The following is a 20,760-nucleotide window of genomic DNA, read 5'->3' as shown; positions in this document are numbered from 1 at the left end:
CGGATGGCCCTGTCGTACACTGGGCGAGTTGGTTTGCGGCCCGGCGGATGTCCTGTGCATGATCGCGGGATGGTCGGCCGCGCGACTCACCGGGATGTGGCGCAGCTTGGTAGCGCATCCGCTTTGGGAGCGGAGGGTCGCAGGTTCGAATCCTGTCATCCCGACCAGCGGAGCCGAAAGACACGAACCCCACATGACTTCCTAGGAGAACATCACCGTGAAGAGCACTGTCGAGCAGCTCAACCCGACCCGGGTCAAGATCACCGTGGAGGTGCCGTTCGCGGAGCTCGAGCCGGATTTCGCCAAGGCCTACAAGTCGCTCGCCGGCCAGGTCAACATCCCGGGCTTCCGCCCGGGTAAGGCCCCGGCCAAGCTCCTCGAGTCGCGGATCGGTCGCCCGGCGGTCCTCGAGCAGGTCATCAACGACATGATCCCGTCGCGCTACAGCCAGGCCGTCGACGAGCACGAGCTCGTCGTGCTGGCCCAACCCGAGATCGAGGTGACCAAGCTGGAGGACAACGACGTCGTCGAGTTCACCGCCGAGGTCGACATCCGCCCGGAGATCACCCTGCCGACCTTCGAGGACCTCGAGGTCACCGTCGAGGCCCCCGAGACCGACGAGGCCGCCGTCGACGCGGAGCTGGACAACCTGCGAGCCCGCTTCGGCACCCTCAAGGGCGTCGAGCGCGGCGCCACCACGGGCGACTTCCTCTCGGTGGACCTGGCCGCGACCGTCGACGGCGAGCCCGTCGACGAAGCCTCCACCGAGGGACTGTCCTACGAGCTCGGCTCGGGCACCCTCGTCGAGGGCCTGGACGACGCGGCGGCGGGTCTCAAGGCCGGCGAGTCCAAGGAGTTCACCTCCTCGCTCGTCGCCGGTGACCACGCCGGCAAGGAGGCGGTCATCACCGTCACCGTTCAGTCCGTCAAGGAGCGCGAGCTGCCCGAGGCCGACGACGAGTTCGCGCAGATGGCCAGCGAGTTCGACACCCTCGACGAGCTCAAGGCCGATCTGACCGAGAAGGTCGCGCAGCAGGCCAAGGCCGGCCTGGCGGGCGAGATCCGCGACAAGGTCCTCGACGCGCTGATGGAGGCCACCGACGTCCCCACCCCGGAGGCGGTCGTCGAGTCCGAGGCCCACGCCCAGATGCACCAGCTCATCGACCAGTTCGGTGGCGACGCGTCCATCCTGGACCAGGCGCTGGCCGCCGAGGGCACCGACCGCGAGACCTTCGAGGCCGAGACCCGTGAGGGTGCCGCCCGCGCCATCCGCAGCCAGCTGCTGCTGGATGCCGTCGCCGAGCAGAACTCGACCGATGTCTCGCAGGAAGAGCTCACCCAGCACATCCTGTTCCAGGCCCAGCGCTACGGCATGGACCCCAACCAGTTCGTGCAGCAGATCCAGCAGGCCGGTCAGCTCGGCTCGCTGTTCTCCGACGTCCGCCGGTCCAAGGCTCTGGCCGACGTGATCGGCAAGGTCACTGTCAAGGACACCGAGGGCAACGTCGTCGACACCAGCGAGTTCTTCGGCACCGTCGAGGCCGACTCCGCCGACTCCGCCGATGACGCCGAGGCGACCGCGTCCGACGCCGACGAGACGGCAGCGGACGAGAAGGACTCCGACGCCTGATCGTCCCCTGATCGACCCCCGACAGGGCCGGGACCGCACCACGCGGCCCCGGCCCTGTCGTCGTGGCCCCCGCGGACGATGCTGGTGGCCCGACGCTGAGAGCGAACACCCGCCCCGGCGGGACGGTTCCGTCGTCGGTGTTGGTTAGTGTTTGACGTAACGGTTCCCCGGCCACCGGTCGGCCGGGCGCCGCGCTAGCGGTGAAGACGATGAGCGAAGGTAGGTTCCCCGTGGCCCAGAACGGTTCAGCGGCTCAGCCCGGTTCGACGCAGCCCGCACTCAGCTCGCCGGGGTCGCACGGACTCACCCTCGGCGACTCCGTGTACGAGCGCCTCCTGCAGGAGCGGATCATCTTCCTGGGCTCCCAGGTCGACGACGACATCTCCAACCGCCTCTGCGCGCAGATCCTGCTGCTCGCGGCGGAGGACCCCACCCGCGACATCGCGCTGTACATCAACTCGCCCGGTGGTTCCGTGACGGCCGGCATGGCGATCTACGACACGATGCAGTTCGTCGAGTGCGACGTGGCCACCTACGGCATGGGCCTGGCCGCCTCGATGGGTCAGTTTCTGCTGACCGCGGGCACCAAGGGCAAGCGCTACGCCCTGCCGCACGCGAAGATCATGATGCACCAGCCGTCGGCCGGTGTCGGTGGTTCGGCCGCCGACATCGCCATCCAGGCCGAGCAGTACGCCGCCACCAAGCGTGAGATGGCCGAGCTCATCGCCTTCCACACGGGCCAGTCGTTCGAGCAGGTCACCGAGGACTCCGACCGTGACCGCTGGTTCTCCGCGGAGGAGGCCAAGGAGTACGGGTTCGTCGACCACGTGATCTCGCGTGCGTCCCAGACGGGCGGGACCTCGCCGTCGTGATCGAGCCCTCCGCCCACGGGAGCGCTCCCGCAGCCCACCCAGCCCCGCACACCACCACGGAGTCACCGATGACCTCAATGCCGACCTCCCGATACATCCTGCCGTCCTTCGTCGAGCACTCCAGCTACGGCGTCAAGGAGTCCAACCCCTACAACAAGCTCTTCGAGGAGCGCATCATCTTCCTGGGCACCCAGGTCGACGACGCCTCGGCGAACGACATCATGGCCCAGCTGCTGGTCCTGGAGGGTCAGGACCCGGACCGCGACATCACCATGTACATCAACTCGCCGGGTGGCTCGTTCACCTCGCTCATGGCGATCTACGACACCATGCAGTACGTGCGGCCGGACATCGTGACGGTCTGCCTCGGCCAGGCCGCGTCGGCCGCCGCGGTCCTGCTCGCGGCGGGCACCAAGGGGAAGCGGGCCGCGCTGCCCAACGCCCGCGTGCTCATCCACCAGCCGGCCACCGGCGGCATCCAGGGCCAGGTCTCCGACCTCGAGATCCAGGCCGCGGAGATCGAGCGGATGCGTCGCCTCATGGAGACCACGCTGGCCCAGCACACCGGGCGCACCGCCGATCAGGTCCGCAAGGACACCGATCGCGACAAGATCCTCACGGCCGCGGAGGCCAAGGACTACGGGATCATCGACACCGTGTTCGACTACCGCAAACTGTCGACGAGCAACTGAGCCGACGGCGGCGCGCCGCTGGGGGTAGCGGTGCGCCGTCGGGTGCAATGAACTGATCACGCGGGGTCGGCTTTACGGCCGTCACCGCGTACCGTCGACTACGGGGCGTGACATCGGCGCCCCCGGAATGCGAGGACGTAGAACTCATGGCGCGTGTAGGTGAGAGCGGCGACCTGTTGAAGTGTTCCTTCTGTGGGAAGAGCCAGAAGCAGGTCAAGAAGCTGATCGCCGGTCCCGGCGTCTACATCTGCGACGAGTGCATCGAGCTGTGCAACGAGATCATCGAGTCCGAGGTCGACGATGCGCAGGAGACGGGTCCGGACACGCTGCCCAAGCCGTCCGAGATCCACGCGTTCCTGGACGAGTATGTGGTGGGGCAGGACGCCGCCAAGCGGAACCTGGCGGTGGCCGTCTACAACCACTACAAGCGCATCCGGGTGGGGGCCTCCCTCGGCCGCGGCGACGGTGTCGAGTTGGCCAAGTCCAACATCCTCATGCTGGGACCCACCGGCTGTGGCAAGACGTACCTCGCCCAGACGTTGGCCAAGATGCTCAACGTGCCCTTCGCGATCGCGGACGCCACCGCGTTGACCGAGGCCGGTTACGTGGGCGAAGACGTGGAGAACATCCTCCTCAAGCTCATCCAGGCTGCGGACTTCGACACCAAGCGTGCCGAGATGGGCATCATCTACATCGACGAGGTCGACAAGATCGCCCGCAAGGCCGAGAACCCGTCGATCACCCGGGACGTCTCCGGTGAGGGCGTCCAGCAGGCGCTGCTGAAGATCCTCGAGGGCACGCAGGCGTCGGTGCCGCCGCAGGGCGGCCGCAAGCACCCGCACCAGGAGTTCATCCAGATCGACACGTCCAACGTGTTGTTCATCGTGGCCGGTGCCTTCCAGGGCCTGGAGAAGATCGTCGGCGACCGCGTGGGTCGCAAGGGGATGGGTTTCGGGTCCGAGGTCGCCAGCAAGAAGGACCTCGACACGACCGACAACTTCAGCGAGGTCATGCCGGAGGACCTGGTGAAGTACGGGTTGATCCCCGAGTTCATCGGCCGCCTGCCCGTCGTGGCGACCGTGACGAGCCTGGACCGCGAGGCCCTGGTCAACATCCTCTCCGAGCCCAAGAACGCACTGGTGAAGCAGTACGCCCGGCTGTTCGAGATGGACGGTGTCGAGCTGGAGTTCACCGAGGACGCGCTCGAGGCCGTGGCCGACCAGGCGATCCTGCGGGGGACCGGTGCCCGTGGCCTGCGCGCCATCATGGAGGAGGTCCTCCTGCCGGTCATGTACGACATCCCCGGGCGCGATGACGTCGCCCGCGTCGTGGTCACCGGTGAGACGGTCCGCGACAACGTCCTGCCGACGATCGTCCCCTTCTCCGACGAGGAGCTGCGCGAGCGTTCCGCCTGATACCGGACCCGTGAGAAGGCCCCCGCCACTCGGCGGGGGCCTTCCGTCGTCTCCGGCCCGGGCGGGCGCCGGGTCAGGCCGCGGCCCGCCGCTCCAGCAGCCTGGACGGCCATCCCCAGCACGATGCCCCAGAACGGCGCCGAGATCCCGAGCAACGACACGTCCGCGACGGTGACGAGCAGGCACACGAGCGGTCCGAGTGCCCGGTCGGTCCGGAACGCGGTGACGAACGCCGACTGCAGCGGCGCGAGCATCGCCAACCCGCCCAGGGCCGCGATGAACGCCGCGGGCGTGCCGAGGATGAGCCCGACGAAGGCCGGGGAGAAGACGCCGACCACCAGGGCCAGGCCGCCGTTGGCGATCGCGGCGGCGTAGTGGCGGTCGCGCTCACCGGAGGAGACGAGCAGGGCGTTCGTCGGTCCGGTCAGGCACGTCGAGACCGCGCCGACCGCCGAGACCAGCAGGGACCAGACGCCGCACGCCACCGCGCATGCCGAGACCGGGGGGTGGTGGCCCTTCGCGCGCAGGACCGCGATGCCCTGACCGTTCTGCACCACGAGGACGGTGATGGCCAGTGGCACGACCAGCTCGGCGATCGCCCGGAGGGTGAACTCCGGGGCCTGCAGCATGGGGGCGGCGATCAGCCCGTCGTCGAGGACGCCGCGCGACAGCCCGCCGGACAGGACCACGGCGACGATCCCCACGACCATCGCGGCCAGAATGGGCGGTACCACCCTGGCCAGGCGGGGGACGGCGCCGACGACGAGGAACGCGATCGCCATCGGTAGGGCCACCGCGACGGAGGCCCACACGGCCTCGACCAGTCCCAGCCCGAACCGGAGGAACACCCCGGCGACCATCGCCATGATGATCGGCATGGGGATCCAGTCCATGAGCCGGCGGGCCAGGCCGGTCAGCCCGACCAGCAGGATCAGCACCCCGGTCACGACGTAGGCCCCCAGGACCTCCGACCACCGCAGGTGCCCGAGCGAGTTGCCGACGATCACGGTGCCCGGGATGGTCCAGAAGAACGCCAGCGGCGTGCGGTAGACCCAGCTCATGAGGATGGTGAGCAGTCCGTTGGCGAAGAACACGCCGAAGATCCACGAGGACAACTGTGCGGGGGACAGGTCGCCCTGCCCGCCGGCGGCGAGGATGACGGCGACGGGGCCGGTCGCAGAGAACACGAGCGCGATCAGCGCGTTGGCGAACTCGCGGGGGCCGAGGTCGGCGAGGACCCGGCGGGGCGAGGGGCGCGCCACCGGGGCGGAATCGCGTCGGCGGCCGCGCGCGGGCGGTTGGCCGGTCGCGGTCGGGTCGGCGGGGCGGTCGGCGGGGCGGACGGTGGTGTCGTCCGGGGTTCCGTTGCTCACAGGTCTCCCGTGGGGTCGGGGTCGGTACGCGCTGAATCGATACGGGGCGAGTCGGTACGGAAGGGCTCGCTGCTGCGGGAGACGTGTGCGGCCAGCTCGGTGCGACCGCTCACTCCGAGCTTCGAGTAGATGCGGGTCAGGTGGTACTGGACGGTCTTGACCGACAGGAACAACTCCTCGGCCGCCTGGGCGTTGGTCCGGCCCGCGGCGACGAGCGTCGCGACCGCACTCTCCTGAGGCGTCAGGGTGCTGTTGCCCCCCGTCCTGGCCACGTCCACACCGCCCGCGCGTCGTTCGCGATCGCACCGCTCCACGTAGGCGCGGGCGCCCAGTTGCTCGTAGATGTCGCGGGCGGTGCCCAGCGCGAGGTGCGCCTCCCGGCGTCGGCCGGCCCTGCGCAGGGTCTGCCCGTAGCCGAAGTGCATGCGCGCGGAGTAGTAGGGCATGGCCAGGCCGTCGAGGTGGTCGAGACTGCGCCGGAAGATCCGGTTGCACTCGTCGACGTCCCCGCGCACCGCGGCGATACGGGCGCGCACCGCTCCGAGCCGGGCGAGGGTGGAACGGTGGCCCCGGCGCTCGGCGCGGGCCTCGGCGGGACCGATGAGGTCCTCCGCCTCGTCGAGCCGACCCGCGAGGACGAGAGCGTGGGAGTACAGGTCGTGCCACGGCCAGTACCCGGGCTGATCGATGTCGAGCTCGCGGGACAGGGCCACCAGGGGCTCGGCGGCCAGACGCACGGACGTGTAGTCACCGGACGAGGCCGCCACCTGCATCCGCGCCATCGCCGACGGGATGACCTGGACCGGGTAGGCGTCGGCGCTGGTCGTGAGATTGCGCAGGTGGGCGGCCGCCCCGAGGTGGTCACCCCGCATGGACCGGATGACGGCGCCGGGCCAGTGCACGACCGGGGCCAGCAGGTCCAGTTCGAGATCGTCGACCCTGCGGGCGGCGGTGTCCACCACCCGCAGGGCGTCATCCCAGTCGCCGCGCAGCAGGAGCGTGCGGGCGAGCCACGCCTGGGCCCAGATGGAGATGCGTGCGGAGCCCGAGACGTCCGCCGTGGGGACGGCGGACCCCAGGTGCCGGCGGGCGGTCTCCAGGTCGTCGCGAGCCAGGGCGATCCACCCCGCCGCCATCTCGAAGCGCTGGGCCACGGCCGGCGCGAGACCGGCGAGCCGGTCATCGACGGCGGGGGACGCGTCGGGACCGCCCGCGCCCTCGATCGCGCGGCCCAGCATCTCGATGGCCCGGGCCTCCTCGAACTCGGGTTGGTCCGGGCGCCCGCTGCCGGTGACCACCCGTGTCCAGTGGCGGATGCGGGTCGGTCGCCACTCGCACAGGGAGTGGACGACGAACTTCTGGGCCAGGGCGACCGGGTCCGCGGCGGGCGAACCCGGCACGCCGCCCTCCCGGGCGGCGAGGGCGCGGTCGAGCAGGACCTGGGCCTCCCCGGCGTGACCGAGGTGCACCGCGAGGGATCCCAGCACGGCGTCCCGCCGGGGATCCGACCGCACCCGCTCCAGTCCCTGGGCCAGTGATCGGGCCTCACTGATCCGGCCCGCGTTGATGAGTGCGTCGACCCCGTCGATGTGCAGGTCGCGGGCGCGGTCGCCGTCCGGGGTGAGCGCCGCCGCGGTGAGGTAGGCGTGGCCGGCCGAGCTCCATCGACCGGCGCGGGCGTGCACGAGCGCGCGGGCGCGCAGCGTCTCGGCCAGGTCCGCATCGGGCCCGGTCGACGCGGAGGCACGGTGGTCGAGTGCGCCGTCGACGTCGTCGGCGGCCTCGGCGACGCGGCCGGCCAGCGTATGCAGGTGGAGGAGTTCGCTGGGCGGGACCCCGCGCAGGACCGCCGTCCGCAGCAGCGGGGAGCGGAACCGGACGGTCGCGGCGCCGGGGGAGAGGTCCACCTGGGCCAGGTCCGCCGTGTGGGCGGCGTCCAGGGCGGCGGACACGAGCGCGGGGCCGGGGACGGTCCCGCCCCGCGCGGAGATGAGCGCGGTCAGCGACTCGAGCGTGACGGGGGGAGACAGGACGGCGGCAGCCTCGATGACCTCCCGCTGTCCGGGCACCATCGCGGCGAGCAGGGCCGCCGTCTCCCGCTCGACGGAGGCGGGCAGCGGCGGAACGGAGAAGGGGGCGATCCACCACGAGTCGGGTGCCTGATCGGCGACCGTCGCGACGGCACCCGCCTCGCCGCCCGTGTAGTCCAGTAGGCGCCGGGCCGCCGCGGCGGACGGTTCGCGCCCGGTCCGGGTCGCGACGAGCGTCCGGATCTCGGACTGGTCCAGGGCTCCCAGCCGCACGGTCTCGCGGGCCAGTTCCGCGCACAGTTCGGCGGAGGGACCGTGCGCGGGGCTGCCGAGGGTCAGCACGAGCATGACGGAGGCCCGGCCGGCCGCCTCCACAGCCGAGGCCAGGACACGCAGGGAGTCGGGATCGGAGTACTCCGCGTCGTCGATCACCACCACCGCGCCGGGGCCGGCGGTGACGAACGCCCGGGCCAGGGCCTCGACGAGCACGACGTCACCGACCGGCCCGGCCGTCTCTGCGGCCCCCGCTGCCCCGGCGACCCCGGCCGTCTCTGCGGCCCCTGCGCGACGTGGGGGTTCGGTGTCGGGCCGGGGCAGGCGCTCGAGGACCCGGGCGGCCACGACGAGCCTCGTGTCCTTCTCCCATGGCAGCGCCCGCACGAGCACCGAGGTGACCCCGGCGAGTTCGGCGACCACGGAATCGACGAGGTGGCTCTTGCCCCCACCGTCGGCGGCGGTGACCAGCACGGTCGTCGACCGCTTGCCCGCCACCGCGCCGTGGATCGAGTGGAGACGATCCGCGGCGCGGTGGTGACCGTAGCGGGGGACGGGGTGGGCGAAGGTCATGCGGTCAGCGTAGATCCGACCCGGCGTGCTCGACCGGTTCCGCGGCGACGGGCTCCCCGGCCACCGCGGCGGCCGGCGGGTCGAAGTCCAGCGGCGTGACCTCGTCGGGGACCGCGACGGGCTCGGACTGGGCGGGCGAGCGGGGCACGGCCAGGGTCAGGGCGGCGCCGGCGAGGGCGATCCCGCCGAACACGAGGAAGGAAGTGTCCGCCTCCAGTCCGGCCGCGACGAGGAAGCCGCCGATCACGGGACCGAGGATGCCGCCGAGGCGTCCGAACCCCGCGCACCACGCCACACCCGCGGCGCGTGCGCCCGTCTCGTAGTAGTTGGAGACGAACCCGTACAGCAGGACCTGCGTGCCGATCGTGCCCATGCCGGCAGCCGCGACGAGGGCGACGACCAGGACGAACGGCGGGGACACGGTGATGGCGACCAGGGCCAGGGTGGCCAGGACGAACGAGCAGGCGACGATCACGCGCGGCCCGTGCCGGTCGGCGAGCCACGAGGCCGCGAGACCGCCCACGATCGCGCCGCCGTTGAGGACGAGCAGGAAGCCGAGGGAGCTCTTGGCGTCGATGCCGTAATTCTCCATGATCGTCGGCAGCCAGGTGTTGAGGCCGTAGGTGAGCAGCAGGCCGGCGAAGCTCATGAACCCCAGGAGCAGGGTGCCGAGGCGGTAGGCGGGGGACAGCAGGGCGGCGAAGCCGGTGCGGGCGGCCACCTTGTCGTCGTCGCGGTCATCGCGAGGCGTCGTGTCGGCGGTGCGGGGCGCGCCCGGCGCCGCGGCCATCTCGAGCGGCAGGCCCCTGCTGGCGCACACCTCGGCGGCCTGGCGGATGCGGCCGCGGGAGGCCAGCCACCGCGGGGACTCGGGGAGCGCGAACCAGGCGTAGGGGAGGACCAGCACCAGTGGGACGGCGCCGATGAGGAACAGGCCGCGCCATCCGATGCGGTCCCGCAGCACCATGGCCAGCGCGGAGGTCAGGACACCGCCGGCGGGGATCCCGCTGTAGACGACCGCGTTGAAAAGGTTGTGACGCCCGGCGGGAGCGAACTCGGCGATGATCGCACCGGCCGTGGCGACGATGGCGCCGATCCCCAGCCCGGTGAGCAGGCGAAGGACGCCGAACGTGGTGATGTCGCGGGCGAACGCGGTGGCGGCCATCCCGACGGAGAACCAGGCGATGGCGCCGAGCATGATCCGGCGTCGGCCGATGCGGTCACCGACGGCGCCGGCGGTGAGGGCGCCGATCATCACGCCGACGAGGGCGTACGAGCCGAGCGCACCGGCCTGGGCCGCGCCGAGGGCGCCGATCTGGGTGGGGTCGGCCATGAGGGTGGGCAGGACGGCGCCGTAGATGACGAGGTCGTAGCCGTCGAAGAGGATGGCGAGCGCCACCACGGCGAGGACACCGTAGACCGTGCGGCGGTGGGCGGGGGACTCCCACACCTCGGGGGCGGGGGCGGTCGTCCCGGGTGGGCTGGAGGGGACGGGGCGGCTGGAGGGCACAGGGGTGCTCGAGGACACGGAGGGGCTCCGTTCGGTGGGGGTGGGGGGAGAGGTGTGGGCGTTCAGACCGGGGTAGCAGGCGGTTCAGCCCTGGTCGCCGCCGGCGACGGGGAGGACGGATCCCGTGATGTAGGAGGCCTCGTCGGAGGCGAGGAAGCAGATCGGGGCGGCCTGCTCGTGGAGGGTGCCGTAGCGGCCCATCACGGTCGAGTCGACGGTCTGCTCGACGATCTCCGAGTACCAGGTCTTCTCCTGGTCGGTGCGGGCGTCGCCGCCACGGGAGATCCGTCGCTCGGGGGCGAGGGTGCCGCCGGGGGCGGTGGCCACCACCCGCACCCCGTGCGGCGCGGCTTCCAGCGCCAACGCCGAGGTGAGGCCGTTGACGCCGCCTTTGGACGCGGCGTAGGGGACGCGGTTGACCCCGCGTGTGGCGACGGAGGAGACGTTGACGATCGTGCCCGCGCCCGCCGAGACCATGGACGGCAGGGCCGCCCGGCACATCCACAGCGTGGGGAACAGCGAGCGGCGGACCTCTGCCTCGATCTGCTCGGCCGAGTACTCGTGGTACGGCCGGGCCCAGATGGTGCCACCGACGTTGTTGATGAGCACGTCGATCCGACCGTGGGCGTCCAGCGCGGCGCGGGCCGAGGCCTCGGCACCCTCGAACGTCTCCAGGTCGGCCTCGACGGGCACGACCCGGTGACCGTCCGGGGACACCGCGGTCAGCTCGTCGGCGACCGTGCTGATGAGGTCGGCCCGGTCCACCACGGTGACCAGCCCGCCCTCGCGGACCACCCGGTCGGCGACGGTGCGGCCGATCCCCTGGACAGCGCCGGTGATGAGCACCGACCGGCCGGCGAAGCGACCGGGGGAGACGACGGGCGGGACGGGGTCGTACTCGCCGACGGGCGCGCTCACGACGCCGCCTCCACGGCCTGCTGGTCCAGTGCGGTGCGCATGGTGGCCTTGGCGTGTTCGCTGTGCCGGCGGATGAGGTATCGGGCGGCGTCGCGGTCGCCCGTCTCGAAGGCCGCGACGATCTCCAGGTGCTCGGGGACGATGTCCTCGGACACCCAGCGGGCGTCGGGCAGGACGCTGTTCATCACCTGGGTCACCTCCAGCATGCGGTAGGCCTGCAGCAGCGAGTCGTTGCCGGTGCAGCGGAACAGGAATTCGTGGAACTGGGCGTTCGCGGCGGTGAACCGTTCGGGGTCGAGGAAACGATCGCGCTCGATGTACTGGTTGGCAGACTCGGCGAGCATCCGGAACTCGGCGAGCCGGGCGTCGGCGAGACGTCCCATGGTCAGCTCGATCACGCCGAGCTCGAGCGCCATGCGGGCGTCGAACTGGGCGTCGGAGTGGCGGATCGCGGGGTGCACCTCGCCACTGACGACGCCGGGGGCCGAGGTGACGGTCTCGGAGCGGTTCCCGCCGGCCAGGGACACCGTGGTAGTGGTGCCGGCGGTGGGCGCGGGTGACCTGGGCGCGAGCGTGACCTGCGGCGGGACGTAGCCGGCCGGGCGTGCGGCGATGGGCGCGGGGGATTCGGTCGCGCGGTCGGCGGGCGCGGCGTGCCCGCCCGGGGTCGGCGGGGTGAAACCGACCGGGCGCGCGGCGATGTTCGCCACCGGCTCGGCGGTCCGGGTGCCGGGCGCGGTGTGACCGCCGGGGGCGGGCGGGGTGTAGCCGACCGGTCGGGCCTCGATTGCCGGAACGGGGTCCCCGGGGCCGCGCGAGATGATCCGGGCCGGCCTGTGTGGTGCGGCCGGAGCCGTGGTGGCCGCGGCGGGTGCCGCGGGCTCCGTCTCCGGGGTGGAGGGGGAGGTGTCGACGACGAGGGCGGCCTCCTCCGTCGGCTCCGCCGATTCCGCGGCGGGCTCGGCGGACCGGTCGGGCACCGCGGTCGCGGGAGTGAACTTCTCGTAGTAGAAGTGCGTCACCTGGAGGCCCTCGTCGTCGAGGAATCCACGCACCGCCTCGACCATCGGGGGAGGCCCACACAGGTAGATGTCGGTCGTCCCGTCATGCAGGTGCTCCGGGCGGATCAGCCCCGTGACGTACCCGCTGTTCGGGTGGGTCGTGGCCGGGTCGGCGACGACCAGATCCCAGGTCATGCCCGGGATCCGGGTGGTGAACTCGTCCAGCAGGTCCGTGTAGACCACGTCGGTGTCGAACGAGGCGCCGTAGATGAGGTGGACCGGCCGGTCGGCGGTGCGGGCGGCGGCGAGGGTCTCCAGGATCGACAGCACGGGCGCCAGGCCGGTGCCGCCCGCCAGGAGTAGCAGGGGGCGGCTGGACTCGCGGAGGAAGAAGCTGCCCATCGGACCGGTCAGCTCGAGGCGGTCGCCCACGGCGCAGCGCTGGGCCAGGTACTCCGACATCGCCCCGCCGGAGGCGTACTTGATGAGGAACGACAGGTGCCGCGAGTCCGCTCCGGTGGAGAACGAGTACGACCGCGTCTGGTCGGTACCCGGAACCGAGATGTTGACGTACTGGCCAGGCAGGAACGCCAGGGCGTCGCGGTCGTCCAACTCGACCGACAGTGCGAACGCGCCCTCGGCCAGGCGCTCGACGGCCGTGACCGTCGCCGGGTGCGCCGCGGCGGCCGTCTTGGCCACGTCGGAGGTGGTGGGGATCTGCACGACCAGGTCGGATCGCGGGACCATCTGGCAGGGCAGGCAGTATCCGGCCGCGGCCTCGTCCTCGGTGAGGGCGTCGTCGATGTAGTCGCCGCCGTCGAAGTCGCCGGACTCGCACAGGGACTTGCACGTCCCGCACGCTCCGTCGCGGCAGTCGAGGGGGATGTTGATCCGGGCCTTGTACGAGGCGTCGGCGACGGTCTCCATCGGACCGCAGTTGACGAAGCGCGTCACGCCGTCCTCGAAGGCCAGGGCCACTGAATAGCTCATGGGGTCTCACTCCAGGTCGCTGGCGATGTCGGCCGCGCACGCGACCGGGTGGGTGCCGGCGCCCTGGGCGGGCGCCGGCGTGGGTGTGGGATCACACCATGTAGACGTCCACGATGTGGTGGATGTAGTCGTTCTTCAGGACCACCTTCTTGTAGGTGATCAGCGGGGACTCACCGGTGACGTCGAGGGTGTAGAAGGACGTGCCGAAGTACTGGTCGGTGGTGTTGTACCGGAAGTACGACGACAGCCAGTTGAAGCGGATGTCGACCTCTCCGGGTCGGCGGTCGAGCACCTCGATGTTGCTGATGAGGTGGTTCGTCCGCGGTTCCGGCAGTGACGTCGAGGAGGAGCGCTCGGTCCGGATGCGGAACACCCGGTCCTCGATACCGGCCCGGTTCGGGTAGAAGATCAACGAGATCTCCGAGTACGGGTCGGTCGTGAGCTCACCGTCGTCGTCCCAGGCGGGCATCCAGTACATCGCGTCCTCGCGGTAGCACTCGATCCACTGCTCGAACTGGCGGTCGTCGAGCAGTCGTGCCTCGCGGAACAGGAAAGTGGAGATCTCGTCGACGGAGATCGACGCCACGGCGGGTGCGGTCATGGTCAGGCCTTTCGTGGGGCGGGGGTGGGGCGTGCGGTCGACTCGGGCCGGGTCAGGCGTCTGCCGGGACGGTCGTGCGCTGCCGGGCCCGACGCTCGTCGTCCTCGCGGGCGCTGGCCTCGGCGGCATCACGGGCGGCGGTCTCGGCCTCGAGCGCGCGCTGCATGGTCTCGAGCCAGTAGGCGTGCTGGATCGGGTACAGCCCCTCGTCCTCGGTCTTGGCCCCGGAGGACAACACGTTCTCCATGCCCAGGCCGCGGGCGGTCTCGTCCGGGCCGGTGATCTGGTGGGTGCTGCCGCGGGTCATGTCGTTCCACGGCGCGACGTCGGCCAGGTAGGTCTTCTGGCAGGACCGGAACTCCTCCAGGTCGTCCGGGGTCGCCATCCCGGTGGCGTTGAAGAAGTCCTCGTACTGGCGGATCCGGGCCGCGCGGTTCTCGGCGCTCTCACCCTTGGGGGCGATGCAGTAGATCGTCACCTCGGTCTTGTCCACCGAGACGGGCTTGAAGTGGCGGATCTGACTCGAGAACTGGTCCATCAGGTACACGTTCGGGTACAGGCACAGGTTGCGGGAGGCTCCCACCATGAACTCGGCCTTCTTGGTGCCGATCTGGTCGGCGAGCTCCTGGCGGCGGTCCCACAGCGGCCGGTCCTCGGGGTTGCCCCACCACATCCACAGGAGCAGGTGGCCGTGCTCGAACGACCAGTAGCCGCCGCCCTGCTTGCCCCAGGTGCCGGCGTCCATCGCCTTGGTCTCGTTCTTGGACTCACCCGACGAGCGGCGCGCGGTGGTCGCCGCGTAGTTCCAATGGGTGGCCGACACGTGGTAACCGTCGGCCCCGTTCTCGGCCTGGAGCTTCCAGTTGCCGTCGAAGGTGTAGGTGGACGAGCCGCGCAGGACCTCCAGTCCCTCGGGGGACTGGTCGACCAGCATGTCGATGATGGTGCGGCTGTCTCCCAGGTGCTCCTCCAGCGGGACCACGTCCGGGTTGAGGCTGCCGAACAGGAACCCGCGGTAGCTCTCGAAGCGTGCCACGCGACGCAGGTCGTGCGAGCCGTCGGTGTTGAACTGCTCGGGGTACCCGGCGTCCCGCGGGTCCTTGACCTTCAGCAGCTCCCCGGAGTTGGAGAACGTCCAGCCGTGGAACGGGCAGGTCAGGGTGGTGCGGTTGTCGGTCTTGCGCCGGCAGAGCATCGCGCCGCGGTGGGAGCAGGCGTTGATGAGGCAGTTGAGCTGCCCGTCCTTGCCGCGGGTGATCACGACGGGCTGGCGGCCGATGTCGGTGGTGAAGTAGTCGCCGACCTCCGGGACCTGGCTCTCGTGCGCCAGATAGACCCAGTTGCCCTCGAAGATGTGCTTCATCTCGAGTTCGAAGATCTCCTCGTCGGTGAAGATGCGACGGTTGGCGCGGATGATGCCGTCCGCGGGCCGGTCCTCGAGTGCGGTCTCGAGGGTGGCCTGGACGTGGTCGAGTCGATCTGACATCGAGGGCTCCTAGCGTGGGTCGGTTCCGGCCGCGACGATGCGGCCTGCTGCCGGTGTTCCTCCACGGTGCCCTACTGTGGGTTCGATCACACTAGGGCACCTCCTAGTCATACCTAGGTGTGTCGCGTTCGCAATGCGAACACCCTGGAGGCCCCAGGCACGAGACCTGCACCATTGCCTGAAAAGCGTTCGCTCCGCGCACGAAATGCACTCTACATGTGTAGTGGGCGGTGATTGACGACACATCGAATCCGGCGCACAGTAGGGACATCGACCGGGCCCCACCGGTCCGATCCGACACCCACCCCGACCCCACCAGAGGGAGCGTCATGACCAGCACCGCAGTGCCCACCGCCGCCGGCTCCGGCTCCGCCGCGACGGACAAGTTCAAGGGCAGCCGCTTCACGTCCGACACGAGCACCGAGCGTGCGGCCGCCATCTACAAGGACGTGCTCACCAAGCTGTCCGAGGTGATCTTCGAGCACGAGGTCACCTACGACGAGTACCGCGTCCTCAAGCAGTGGCTCATCGAGGTCGGCGAGGGTGGCGAATGGCCGCTCTGGCTGGACGTCTTCCTGGAGCACTTCATCGAGGACTCCAACAGCCGCATCTTCAACGGGACCAAGGGTTCCATCGAGGGCCCCTACTACGTGCCGAACGCCCCGGAGCTCGGAGCCAAGGGCGTCATGCCGATGCGCGAGGACGAGAAGGGCACGCAGTTCGTGTTCAAGGGCCAGGTCCGCGACCTGGACGGCACGGGCATCGAGGGCGCGTCCGTCGAGCTGTGGCACGCCGACGCCGACGGCTACTACTCGCAGTTCGACGACGGCATGGGTATCCCGGAGTGGAACCTGCGCGGCACCTTCACCACGGACGCCGAGGGCAACTTCCACATCACCACGGTCCAGCCGGCCCCGTACCAGATCCCGCACGACGGACCGACCGGTGAGTTCATCGCCAGTTACGGTGGCCACCCGTGGCGTCCGGCGCACCTGCACCTGAAGGTCACCGCCCCGGGCAAGCGCCTCATCACCACCCAGCTGTACTTCCAGGGTGGAAAGTGGGTCGAGGACGACGTGGCCGGTGCCGTCAAGCCCGAGCTGATCCTGGACCCGAAGCCCAACGCCGACGGGATCGACGAGGTCACCTACGACTTCGTCCTGGACCCCGTCTCCGAGAAGCGTTTCGTGGCCTGACCGGCGACGACCTCGTCTGCAATCCCCGCCCGCCCCGGCCGCCACGAGCGGCCGGGGCGTCGGCGGTCGATCCGGCCGGACCACCAACACGAAGGGCTCGAAGATGTCTGACCTGACCATCCGTTCCGTGGAGACACGGATCCTCGACGTGCCGCTCATCAGGCCGCACAAGTTCGCCACCACCACCGCCACCGCCCAGTCGATCCTCCTCGTGGCGGTGACCACCGAGTCCGGGGTCGTGGGCTACGGCGAAGGCGTCACACCGGGCGGCCCCTGGTGGGGAGGCGAGTCCGCCGAGACCATGCAGGTGCTGGTGGAGAAGTACCTGGCCCCCGTGGCCGTCGGTAGGCGGGTCGACGAGATCCCCGCCGTTCTCGAGGCGATGGAGGGTGTGGTGGCCCGCGGCCGTTTCGCCAAGGCCTCCCTCGAGATCGCCATGTTCGACGCGTGGGCCCGGTCGCTGGACGTTCCCGTGCGCTCGCTGCTCGGCGGAGCGGTCCGCGACTCGATCGAGTGCACGTGGGCCCTGGGCGCGATGCCGCTCGAGGAGATGGTCGAGGAGATCGACGAACTCCTCGCCGCGGACCGTCACCGCACGTTCAAGCTGAAGATGGGCGCCCTGGACCCGGCCGAGGACGTCGCCCGCATCGCGGCACTGGCCGAGCGCCTCGAGGGCCGGGCGGGCCTTCGGGTGGACATCAACGCCCGCTGGGACCGGTTCACCGCGAACGTCCACCTCCCGGCGCTCGTCGAGGCCGGCATCGAGCTGATCGAGCAGCCGACCCCCACCGAGCAGATCGAGGTGCTGGCCGAGCTCAACCGCTCGCTGCCGGTGCAGTTCATGGCCGACGAGTCGGTCCAGTCCCCGCACGACGCCCTCGAGGTGGCACGGCGGGACGCGGCCGGGGTGGTCGCGGTGAAGACCACCAAGCTCGGTGGACTGACCCGGGGCAAGGAGGTCGTGGCGATCGCCCGCGCGGCCGGGATCGCCTGCCACGCCGCCACATCGCTCGAGGGGCCGATCGGGACCGTCGCCTCACTGCATCTCGCGTGCGCCGAGCCCGGCTTCAACTACGGCTCGGAGCTCTTCGGGCCGCTGCTGCTCGCCGAGACCTACGTCACCACCCCGATCTGCTACGAGGCCGGCCGGGTCCACCTGCCGTCCGGGCCCGGGCTGGGCGTCGAACTCGACCACGACGCCGTCGACAAGTTCACCCGCCGCTGACCGCGGCACCACACGAGAAGGAGCGCCCGACGATGGCACTGTTCCACGTCCGCATGGACGTCACCATCCCCAATGACCTGGACCCCGAGGTCCGCGCCGACACCCTGGCCCGTGAGAAGGCCTACAGCCAGGAGCTGCAGCGCTCCGGCACGTGGCGGGAGCTGTGGCGCATCGTGGGCCGGTACTCGAACATCAGCATCTTCGATGTCGAGTCCGGCGACGAACTGCACGAGATCCTCCAGGGGCTGCCGCTGTTCCCGTACATGGACATCGAGGTCATGGCCCTGACGCGGCACCCGTCGCGAATCGAGTGATCGCGCCGGGCTGACAGTGATGATGTGTGTAGTGGTTCTTCGGGCGGGTCTGACTCACGGGCTGACCGTCGCGGTGGCTGACTAGAAGCGGATTTGTCGGCCCGCTCGGGGGATCGCTACGCACGCGACCGGACGGGCGTTTGTGACCTCATAGGAGCTTGGTTCAGAAGCCCCGCCACTGTCTTGTCCGCCCGCCTGGCCGGCGCGTGCTGCCCCACCGGGATCAACGAGAAAGGCAGCAGTGACCATGATGTCCGATCAGCACGTGCATGTCATCGCCGGAGTGGATACGCATGGCCAGACCCATCACGCGGCGGTGATCGACTCCCTCGGGCGGCATCTGGCCGACCGAGAGTTCCCGGCCACGGGTTCCGGGTACCGGCAGCTACTTTCATGGCTCGGCGGCCACGGCACCGTGCAGGCCGTTGGGGTCGAGGGCACCGGAGCCTACGGCGCCGAGCTGTCTCGGGTGCTGGCCCGGGCCGGACTACCGGTGGTCGAAGTCGACCGACCCGGCCGCAAGACCCGGCGGATGAAGGGCAAGTCCGACCCGATAGACGCCTATGCCGCTGCTACCGCGGTCGCCTCCGGGCGTGCCACTGGCGTGCCGAAGACCCGCGACGGGATCGTGGAGGCCGTCCGGGCCTTGCGTGTGCCTCGGCGCTCCGCGGTCAAGGCCCGCACCCAAGCGATCAACCAGGCCAGGCAGCTGGTGATCACCGCTCCGGAGGAATTGCGAGCCCAGGTGCGTGGCCTGCCCGCCCGCGAGCTGGCCGCAGTCGGCGCCCGGTTCCGTCCCAGCGACCTCGCTAGTCCCCTCGGCGCGACCAAGGCGGCACTACGCATTCTGAGCCGCCGGATCCTGGCACTGAGTGAGGAGATCGCCGACCTCGACGTCGAGCTAAAAGCCCTGACCGCGCAGACGGCTCCGACCCTGATGAACCGCATGGGCGTGGGACCTGACGTCGCCGGGCAGCTTCTGGCCACCGCGGGCGACAACCCAGACAGGCTGCGCTCCGAAGCGGCGTTCGCGCACCTGTGCGGCGTGGCCCCGATCCCTGCCTCTTCAGGACGACGAGACCGACACCGACTCAACCGCGGTGGCGACCGGGCCGCGAACCACGCCCTGCATACCATCGCACTGAGCCGCATGCGATGGGACGAACGCACCCGCTCATACGTTGACCGACGAACCGCGCAAGGCCTGTCCAAGAAAGACATCATGCGCTGCCTCAAACGCCACATCGCGCGCGAGATCTACCATGCCCTGATCAACGCCCTACAGGCTCGCGACCCCGCCACCAAAGCACCGACCACCGCCGACCTCGCCAAAGCCGCTTGACATCCATAGGAGCATCCGCCCGGGAACTCCCGTCCCGCGAAAGACGACGAGGCCGCCCGCCCCGAAAGGGGCGGGCGGCCTCGTCGCGCGGGAGGTGTGTCGGTCAGACGCGCTCGAACACCGCCGCGAGGCCCTGGCCGCCTCCGATGCACATGGTCTCCAGGCCCCAGTGCGCGTCGCGGCGCACCATCTCGCGCGACAGGGTGGCGAGCATGCGCGCACCGGTGGCGCCGACGGGGTGGCCCAGGGAGATGCCGGAGCCGTGCGGGTTGAGGTGCTCGGAGGTGGGGTCGATGTCCCACTCGCGCATCACGGACAGGGCCTGCGCGGCGAACGCCTCGTTGAGCTCGATGACATCCATGTCGGCGAGCGTGAGGCCGAGTCGGTCGAGCGCCTTGGCGGTGGCGGGGACCGGCCCGATGCCCATCGTCTCCGGTGCCACACCCGCGACGGCCCACGAGGCGAGGCGGACCAGGGGGGTCAGTCCGAGGGCGGCGGCCCTGTCCGCAGTGGTGACGACGCACATCGCGGCACCGTCGTTCTGGCCGGAGGCGTTCCCGGCGGTCACGGTGGCCTCCGGGTCGGTGCGGCCCATGATGGGCCGCAGGCGCGCCAGCGCCTCGACGGAACTGTCGGCACGGGGATGCTCGTCGGTGTCGACGACGAGGTCGTCACCCTTGCGCTGCGGAACGGTCACCGGGACGATCTCCTCGGCGAACGCCCCGGACTCCTGCGCCGCTACGGCCCGCTGGTGGGACTGCACGGCCAACCGATCCTGCTCGTCCCGGCTGATGTCGTACTCACGACGGAGGTTCTCGGCGGTCTCGATCATCCCGCCGTCGATGATGTGCGAGCGTCCGCCGACGGTGGTGCGGGCCCGGCCGAGACGGTCGACCAGTGAGATCCCGTCGCCGCGGATGCCCCAGCGGGGGCTCGGGGAGGCGTAGAACTCCACCTGGCTCATCGACTCGACGCCGCCGGCGACCACGAGGTCCATGCCGCCGGAGGCGACCTGGAGTGCGCCGGTGATGATCGCCTGAAGTCCGGAGCCGCAACGCCGGTCGAGCTGCAGGCCCGGCACGTCGATCCCCAGGGGGGAGTCGAGTGCGGCGATGCGGCCGATGGCGGGTCCCTCGCCGTTGGGGGAGCCCTGTCCCAGCACCACGTCGTCGACGTCGGCTCCGGTCAGGCCAGTGCGCTCGACGAGGGCGGTGAGCAGGCCGGTGGCCAGGGTGTTCGCGTCCAGGTCGCGGAACACCCCGCCGAAGCGTCCCACGGGGGTGCGCAGGGGTTTGCAGATGACGACGTCACGCATGGGG

General features: G+C 70.6%; 15 protein-coding genes, 1 tRNA gene and 1 pseudogene. 9 read left to right on the top strand and 8 right to left on the bottom strand.

The genetic code is table 11. The annotated features are described in order from the left end of the window. The first annotated feature begins 90 nt into the window (after positions 1–90). The 5 genes from Q2K20_RS11085 (at position 91) to clpX (ending at position 4,609) form a co-directional block, all read left to right on the top strand. Positions 91–167 (top strand) — tRNA-Pro (locus tag Q2K20_RS11085). Positions 168–217: 50 nt separating this feature from the next. Then, positions 218–1,630: a trigger factor gene (tig, locus tag Q2K20_RS11080; RefSeq protein WP_159148571.1), complete on the top strand. Its 1,413-nt coding sequence runs from the start codon at positions 218–220 to the stop codon at positions 1,628–1,630. Positions 1,631–1,839: 209 nt separating this feature from the next. Then, positions 1,840–2,502, top strand: a complete 663-nt coding sequence (locus tag Q2K20_RS11075; protein WP_096905796.1) for an ATP-dependent Clp protease proteolytic subunit — start codon at positions 1,840–1,842, stop codon at positions 2,500–2,502. Positions 2,503–2,570: 68 nt separating this feature from the next. Further along, complete coding sequence (locus tag Q2K20_RS11070; RefSeq protein WP_119192402.1) at positions 2,571–3,194, top strand: ATP-dependent Clp protease proteolytic subunit; 624 nt, start codon at positions 2,571–2,573, stop codon at positions 3,192–3,194. A gap of 146 nt (positions 3,195–3,340) precedes the next feature. Then, positions 3,341–4,609: an ATP-dependent Clp protease ATP-binding subunit ClpX gene (gene clpX / locus Q2K20_RS11065; RefSeq protein WP_096905794.1), complete on the top strand. Its 1,269-nt coding sequence runs from the start codon at positions 3,341–3,343 to the stop codon at positions 4,607–4,609. Positions 4,610–4,770: 161 nt separating this feature from the next. Here the strand turns inward: clpX and Q2K20_RS11060 are convergent. The 7 genes and pseudogenes from Q2K20_RS11060 to benA all read right to left on the bottom strand — a co-directional run. Further along, positions 4,771–5,796 (bottom strand): annotated as a pseudogene (locus Q2K20_RS11060) (benzoate/H(+) symporter BenE family transporter); the annotation flags it as partial. A 182-nt stretch (positions 5,797–5,978) separates the two neighbouring features. Then, positions 5,979–8,858: a helix-turn-helix transcriptional regulator gene (locus tag Q2K20_RS11055; protein ID WP_317176799.1), complete on the bottom strand. Its 2,880-nt coding sequence runs from the start codon at positions 8,856–8,858 to the stop codon at positions 5,979–5,981. Between the two features lie 4 nt (positions 8,859–8,862). Further along, entirely contained in the window at positions 8,863–10,308 is a 1,446-nt protein-coding gene (locus Q2K20_RS11050; protein WP_317176943.1) for an aromatic acid/H+ symport family MFS transporter, read from the bottom strand. A 144-nt stretch (positions 10,309–10,452) separates the two neighbouring features. Continuing rightward, positions 10,453–11,286, bottom strand: a complete 834-nt coding sequence (locus tag Q2K20_RS11045; protein WP_159148058.1) for a 1,6-dihydroxycyclohexa-2,4-diene-1-carboxylate dehydrogenase — start codon at positions 11,284–11,286, stop codon at positions 10,453–10,455. Then, positions 11,283–13,277, bottom strand: a complete 1,995-nt coding sequence (benC, locus tag Q2K20_RS11040; RefSeq protein ID WP_317176798.1) for a benzoate 1,2-dioxygenase electron transfer component BenC — start codon at positions 13,275–13,277, stop codon at positions 11,283–11,285. The genes Q2K20_RS11045 and benC overlap by 4 nt, the downstream gene beginning before the upstream one ends. Before the next feature lie 91 nt (positions 13,278–13,368). Continuing rightward, the gene (gene benB, locus Q2K20_RS11035; protein WP_182640344.1) at positions 13,369–13,878 is read right to left on the bottom strand and encodes a benzoate 1,2-dioxygenase small subunit; all 510 of its coding nucleotides are present in this window, start codon (positions 13,876–13,878) and stop codon (positions 13,369–13,371) included. Positions 13,879–13,930: 52 nt separating this feature from the next. Beyond that, the gene (gene benA, locus Q2K20_RS11030; RefSeq protein ID WP_317176797.1) at positions 13,931–15,364 is read right to left on the bottom strand and encodes a benzoate 1,2-dioxygenase large subunit; all 1,434 of its coding nucleotides are present in this window, start codon (positions 15,362–15,364) and stop codon (positions 13,931–13,933) included. A 329-nt stretch (positions 15,365–15,693) separates the two neighbouring features. Between benA and catA the strand changes: the two genes are divergently transcribed. The 4 genes from catA (at position 15,694) to Q2K20_RS11010 (ending at position 19,441) form a co-directional block, all read left to right on the top strand. Then, on the top strand, positions 15,694–16,560 hold the full coding sequence (gene catA / locus Q2K20_RS11025) for a catechol 1,2-dioxygenase (RefSeq protein WP_120286326.1): 867 nt from the start codon (positions 15,694–15,696) through the stop codon (positions 16,558–16,560). 103 nt (positions 16,561–16,663) lie between these two features. Continuing rightward, positions 16,664–17,785 carry a muconate/chloromuconate family cycloisomerase gene (locus tag Q2K20_RS11020; RefSeq protein ID WP_317176796.1) on the top strand — a complete coding sequence of 374 codons (1,122 nt, stop codon included), beginning with the start codon at positions 16,664–16,666 and terminating at the stop codon, positions 17,783–17,785. Between the two features lie 32 nt (positions 17,786–17,817). Beyond that, positions 17,818–18,099, top strand: coding sequence for a muconolactone Delta-isomerase (gene catC / locus Q2K20_RS11015; protein ID WP_182634121.1), 282 nt, complete (start codon positions 17,818–17,820; stop codon positions 18,097–18,099). 250 nt (positions 18,100–18,349) lie between these two features. Continuing rightward, the gene (locus Q2K20_RS11010) at positions 18,350–19,441 is read left to right on the top strand and encodes an IS110 family transposase (protein ID WP_317176942.1); all 1,092 of its coding nucleotides are present in this window, start codon (positions 18,350–18,352) and stop codon (positions 19,439–19,441) included. 103 nt (positions 19,442–19,544) lie between these two features. Here the strand turns inward: Q2K20_RS11010 and Q2K20_RS11005 are convergent, their stop codons facing one another. Further along, a complete protein-coding gene (locus Q2K20_RS11005) occupies positions 19,545–20,756 on the bottom strand; it encodes an acetyl-CoA C-acetyltransferase (protein WP_317176795.1) in 1,212 nt (403 codons plus the stop codon). Between the last annotated feature and the right edge of the window lie 4 nt (positions 20,757–20,760).

The sequence above is a fragment of the Dietzia sp. IN118 genome (assembly GCF_032905965.1).
GTDB classification, from domain to species: domain Bacteria; phylum Actinomycetota; class Actinomycetes; order Mycobacteriales; family Mycobacteriaceae; genus Dietzia; species Dietzia kunjamensis.
Note: the sequence above shows the minus strand (reverse complement) of the source record. Positions and strands in the feature narration are given on the sequence as shown.

Coding starts and splice junctions, on each gene's coding strand:
- Q2K20_RS11075 (WP_096905796.1), top strand. CDS start 1,840: ATGAGCGAAGGTAGGTTCCCCGTGGCCCAGAACGGTTCAGCGGCTCAG.
- Q2K20_RS11070 (WP_119192402.1), top strand. CDS start 2,571: ATGACCTCAATGCCGACCTCCCGATACATCCTGCCGTCCTTCGTCGAG.
- clpX (WP_096905794.1), top strand. CDS start 3,341: ATGGCGCGTGTAGGTGAGAGCGGCGACCTGTTGAAGTGTTCCTTCTGT.
- Q2K20_RS11055 (WP_317176799.1), bottom strand. CDS start 8,858: ATGACCTTCGCCCACCCCGTCCCCCGCTACGGTCACCACCGCGCCGCG.
- benC (WP_317176798.1), bottom strand. CDS start 13,277: ATGAGCTATTCAGTGGCCCTGGCCTTCGAGGACGGCGTGACGCGCTTC.
- benB (WP_182640344.1), bottom strand. CDS start 13,878: ATGACCGCACCCGCCGTGGCGTCGATCTCCGTCGACGAGATCTCCACT.
- benA (WP_317176797.1), bottom strand. CDS start 15,364: ATGTCAGATCGACTCGACCACGTCCAGGCCACCCTCGAGACCGCACTC.
- catA (WP_120286326.1), top strand. CDS start 15,694: ATGACCAGCACCGCAGTGCCCACCGCCGCCGGCTCCGGCTCCGCCGCG.
- Q2K20_RS11020 (WP_317176796.1), top strand. CDS start 16,664: ATGTCTGACCTGACCATCCGTTCCGTGGAGACACGGATCCTCGACGTG.
- catC (WP_182634121.1), top strand. CDS start 17,818: ATGGCACTGTTCCACGTCCGCATGGACGTCACCATCCCCAATGACCTG.
- Q2K20_RS11010 (WP_317176942.1), top strand. CDS start 18,350: ATGTCCGATCAGCACGTGCATGTCATCGCCGGAGTGGATACGCATGGC.
- Q2K20_RS11005 (WP_317176795.1), bottom strand. CDS start 20,756: ATGCGTGACGTCGTCATCTGCAAACCCCTGCGCACCCCCGTGGGACGC.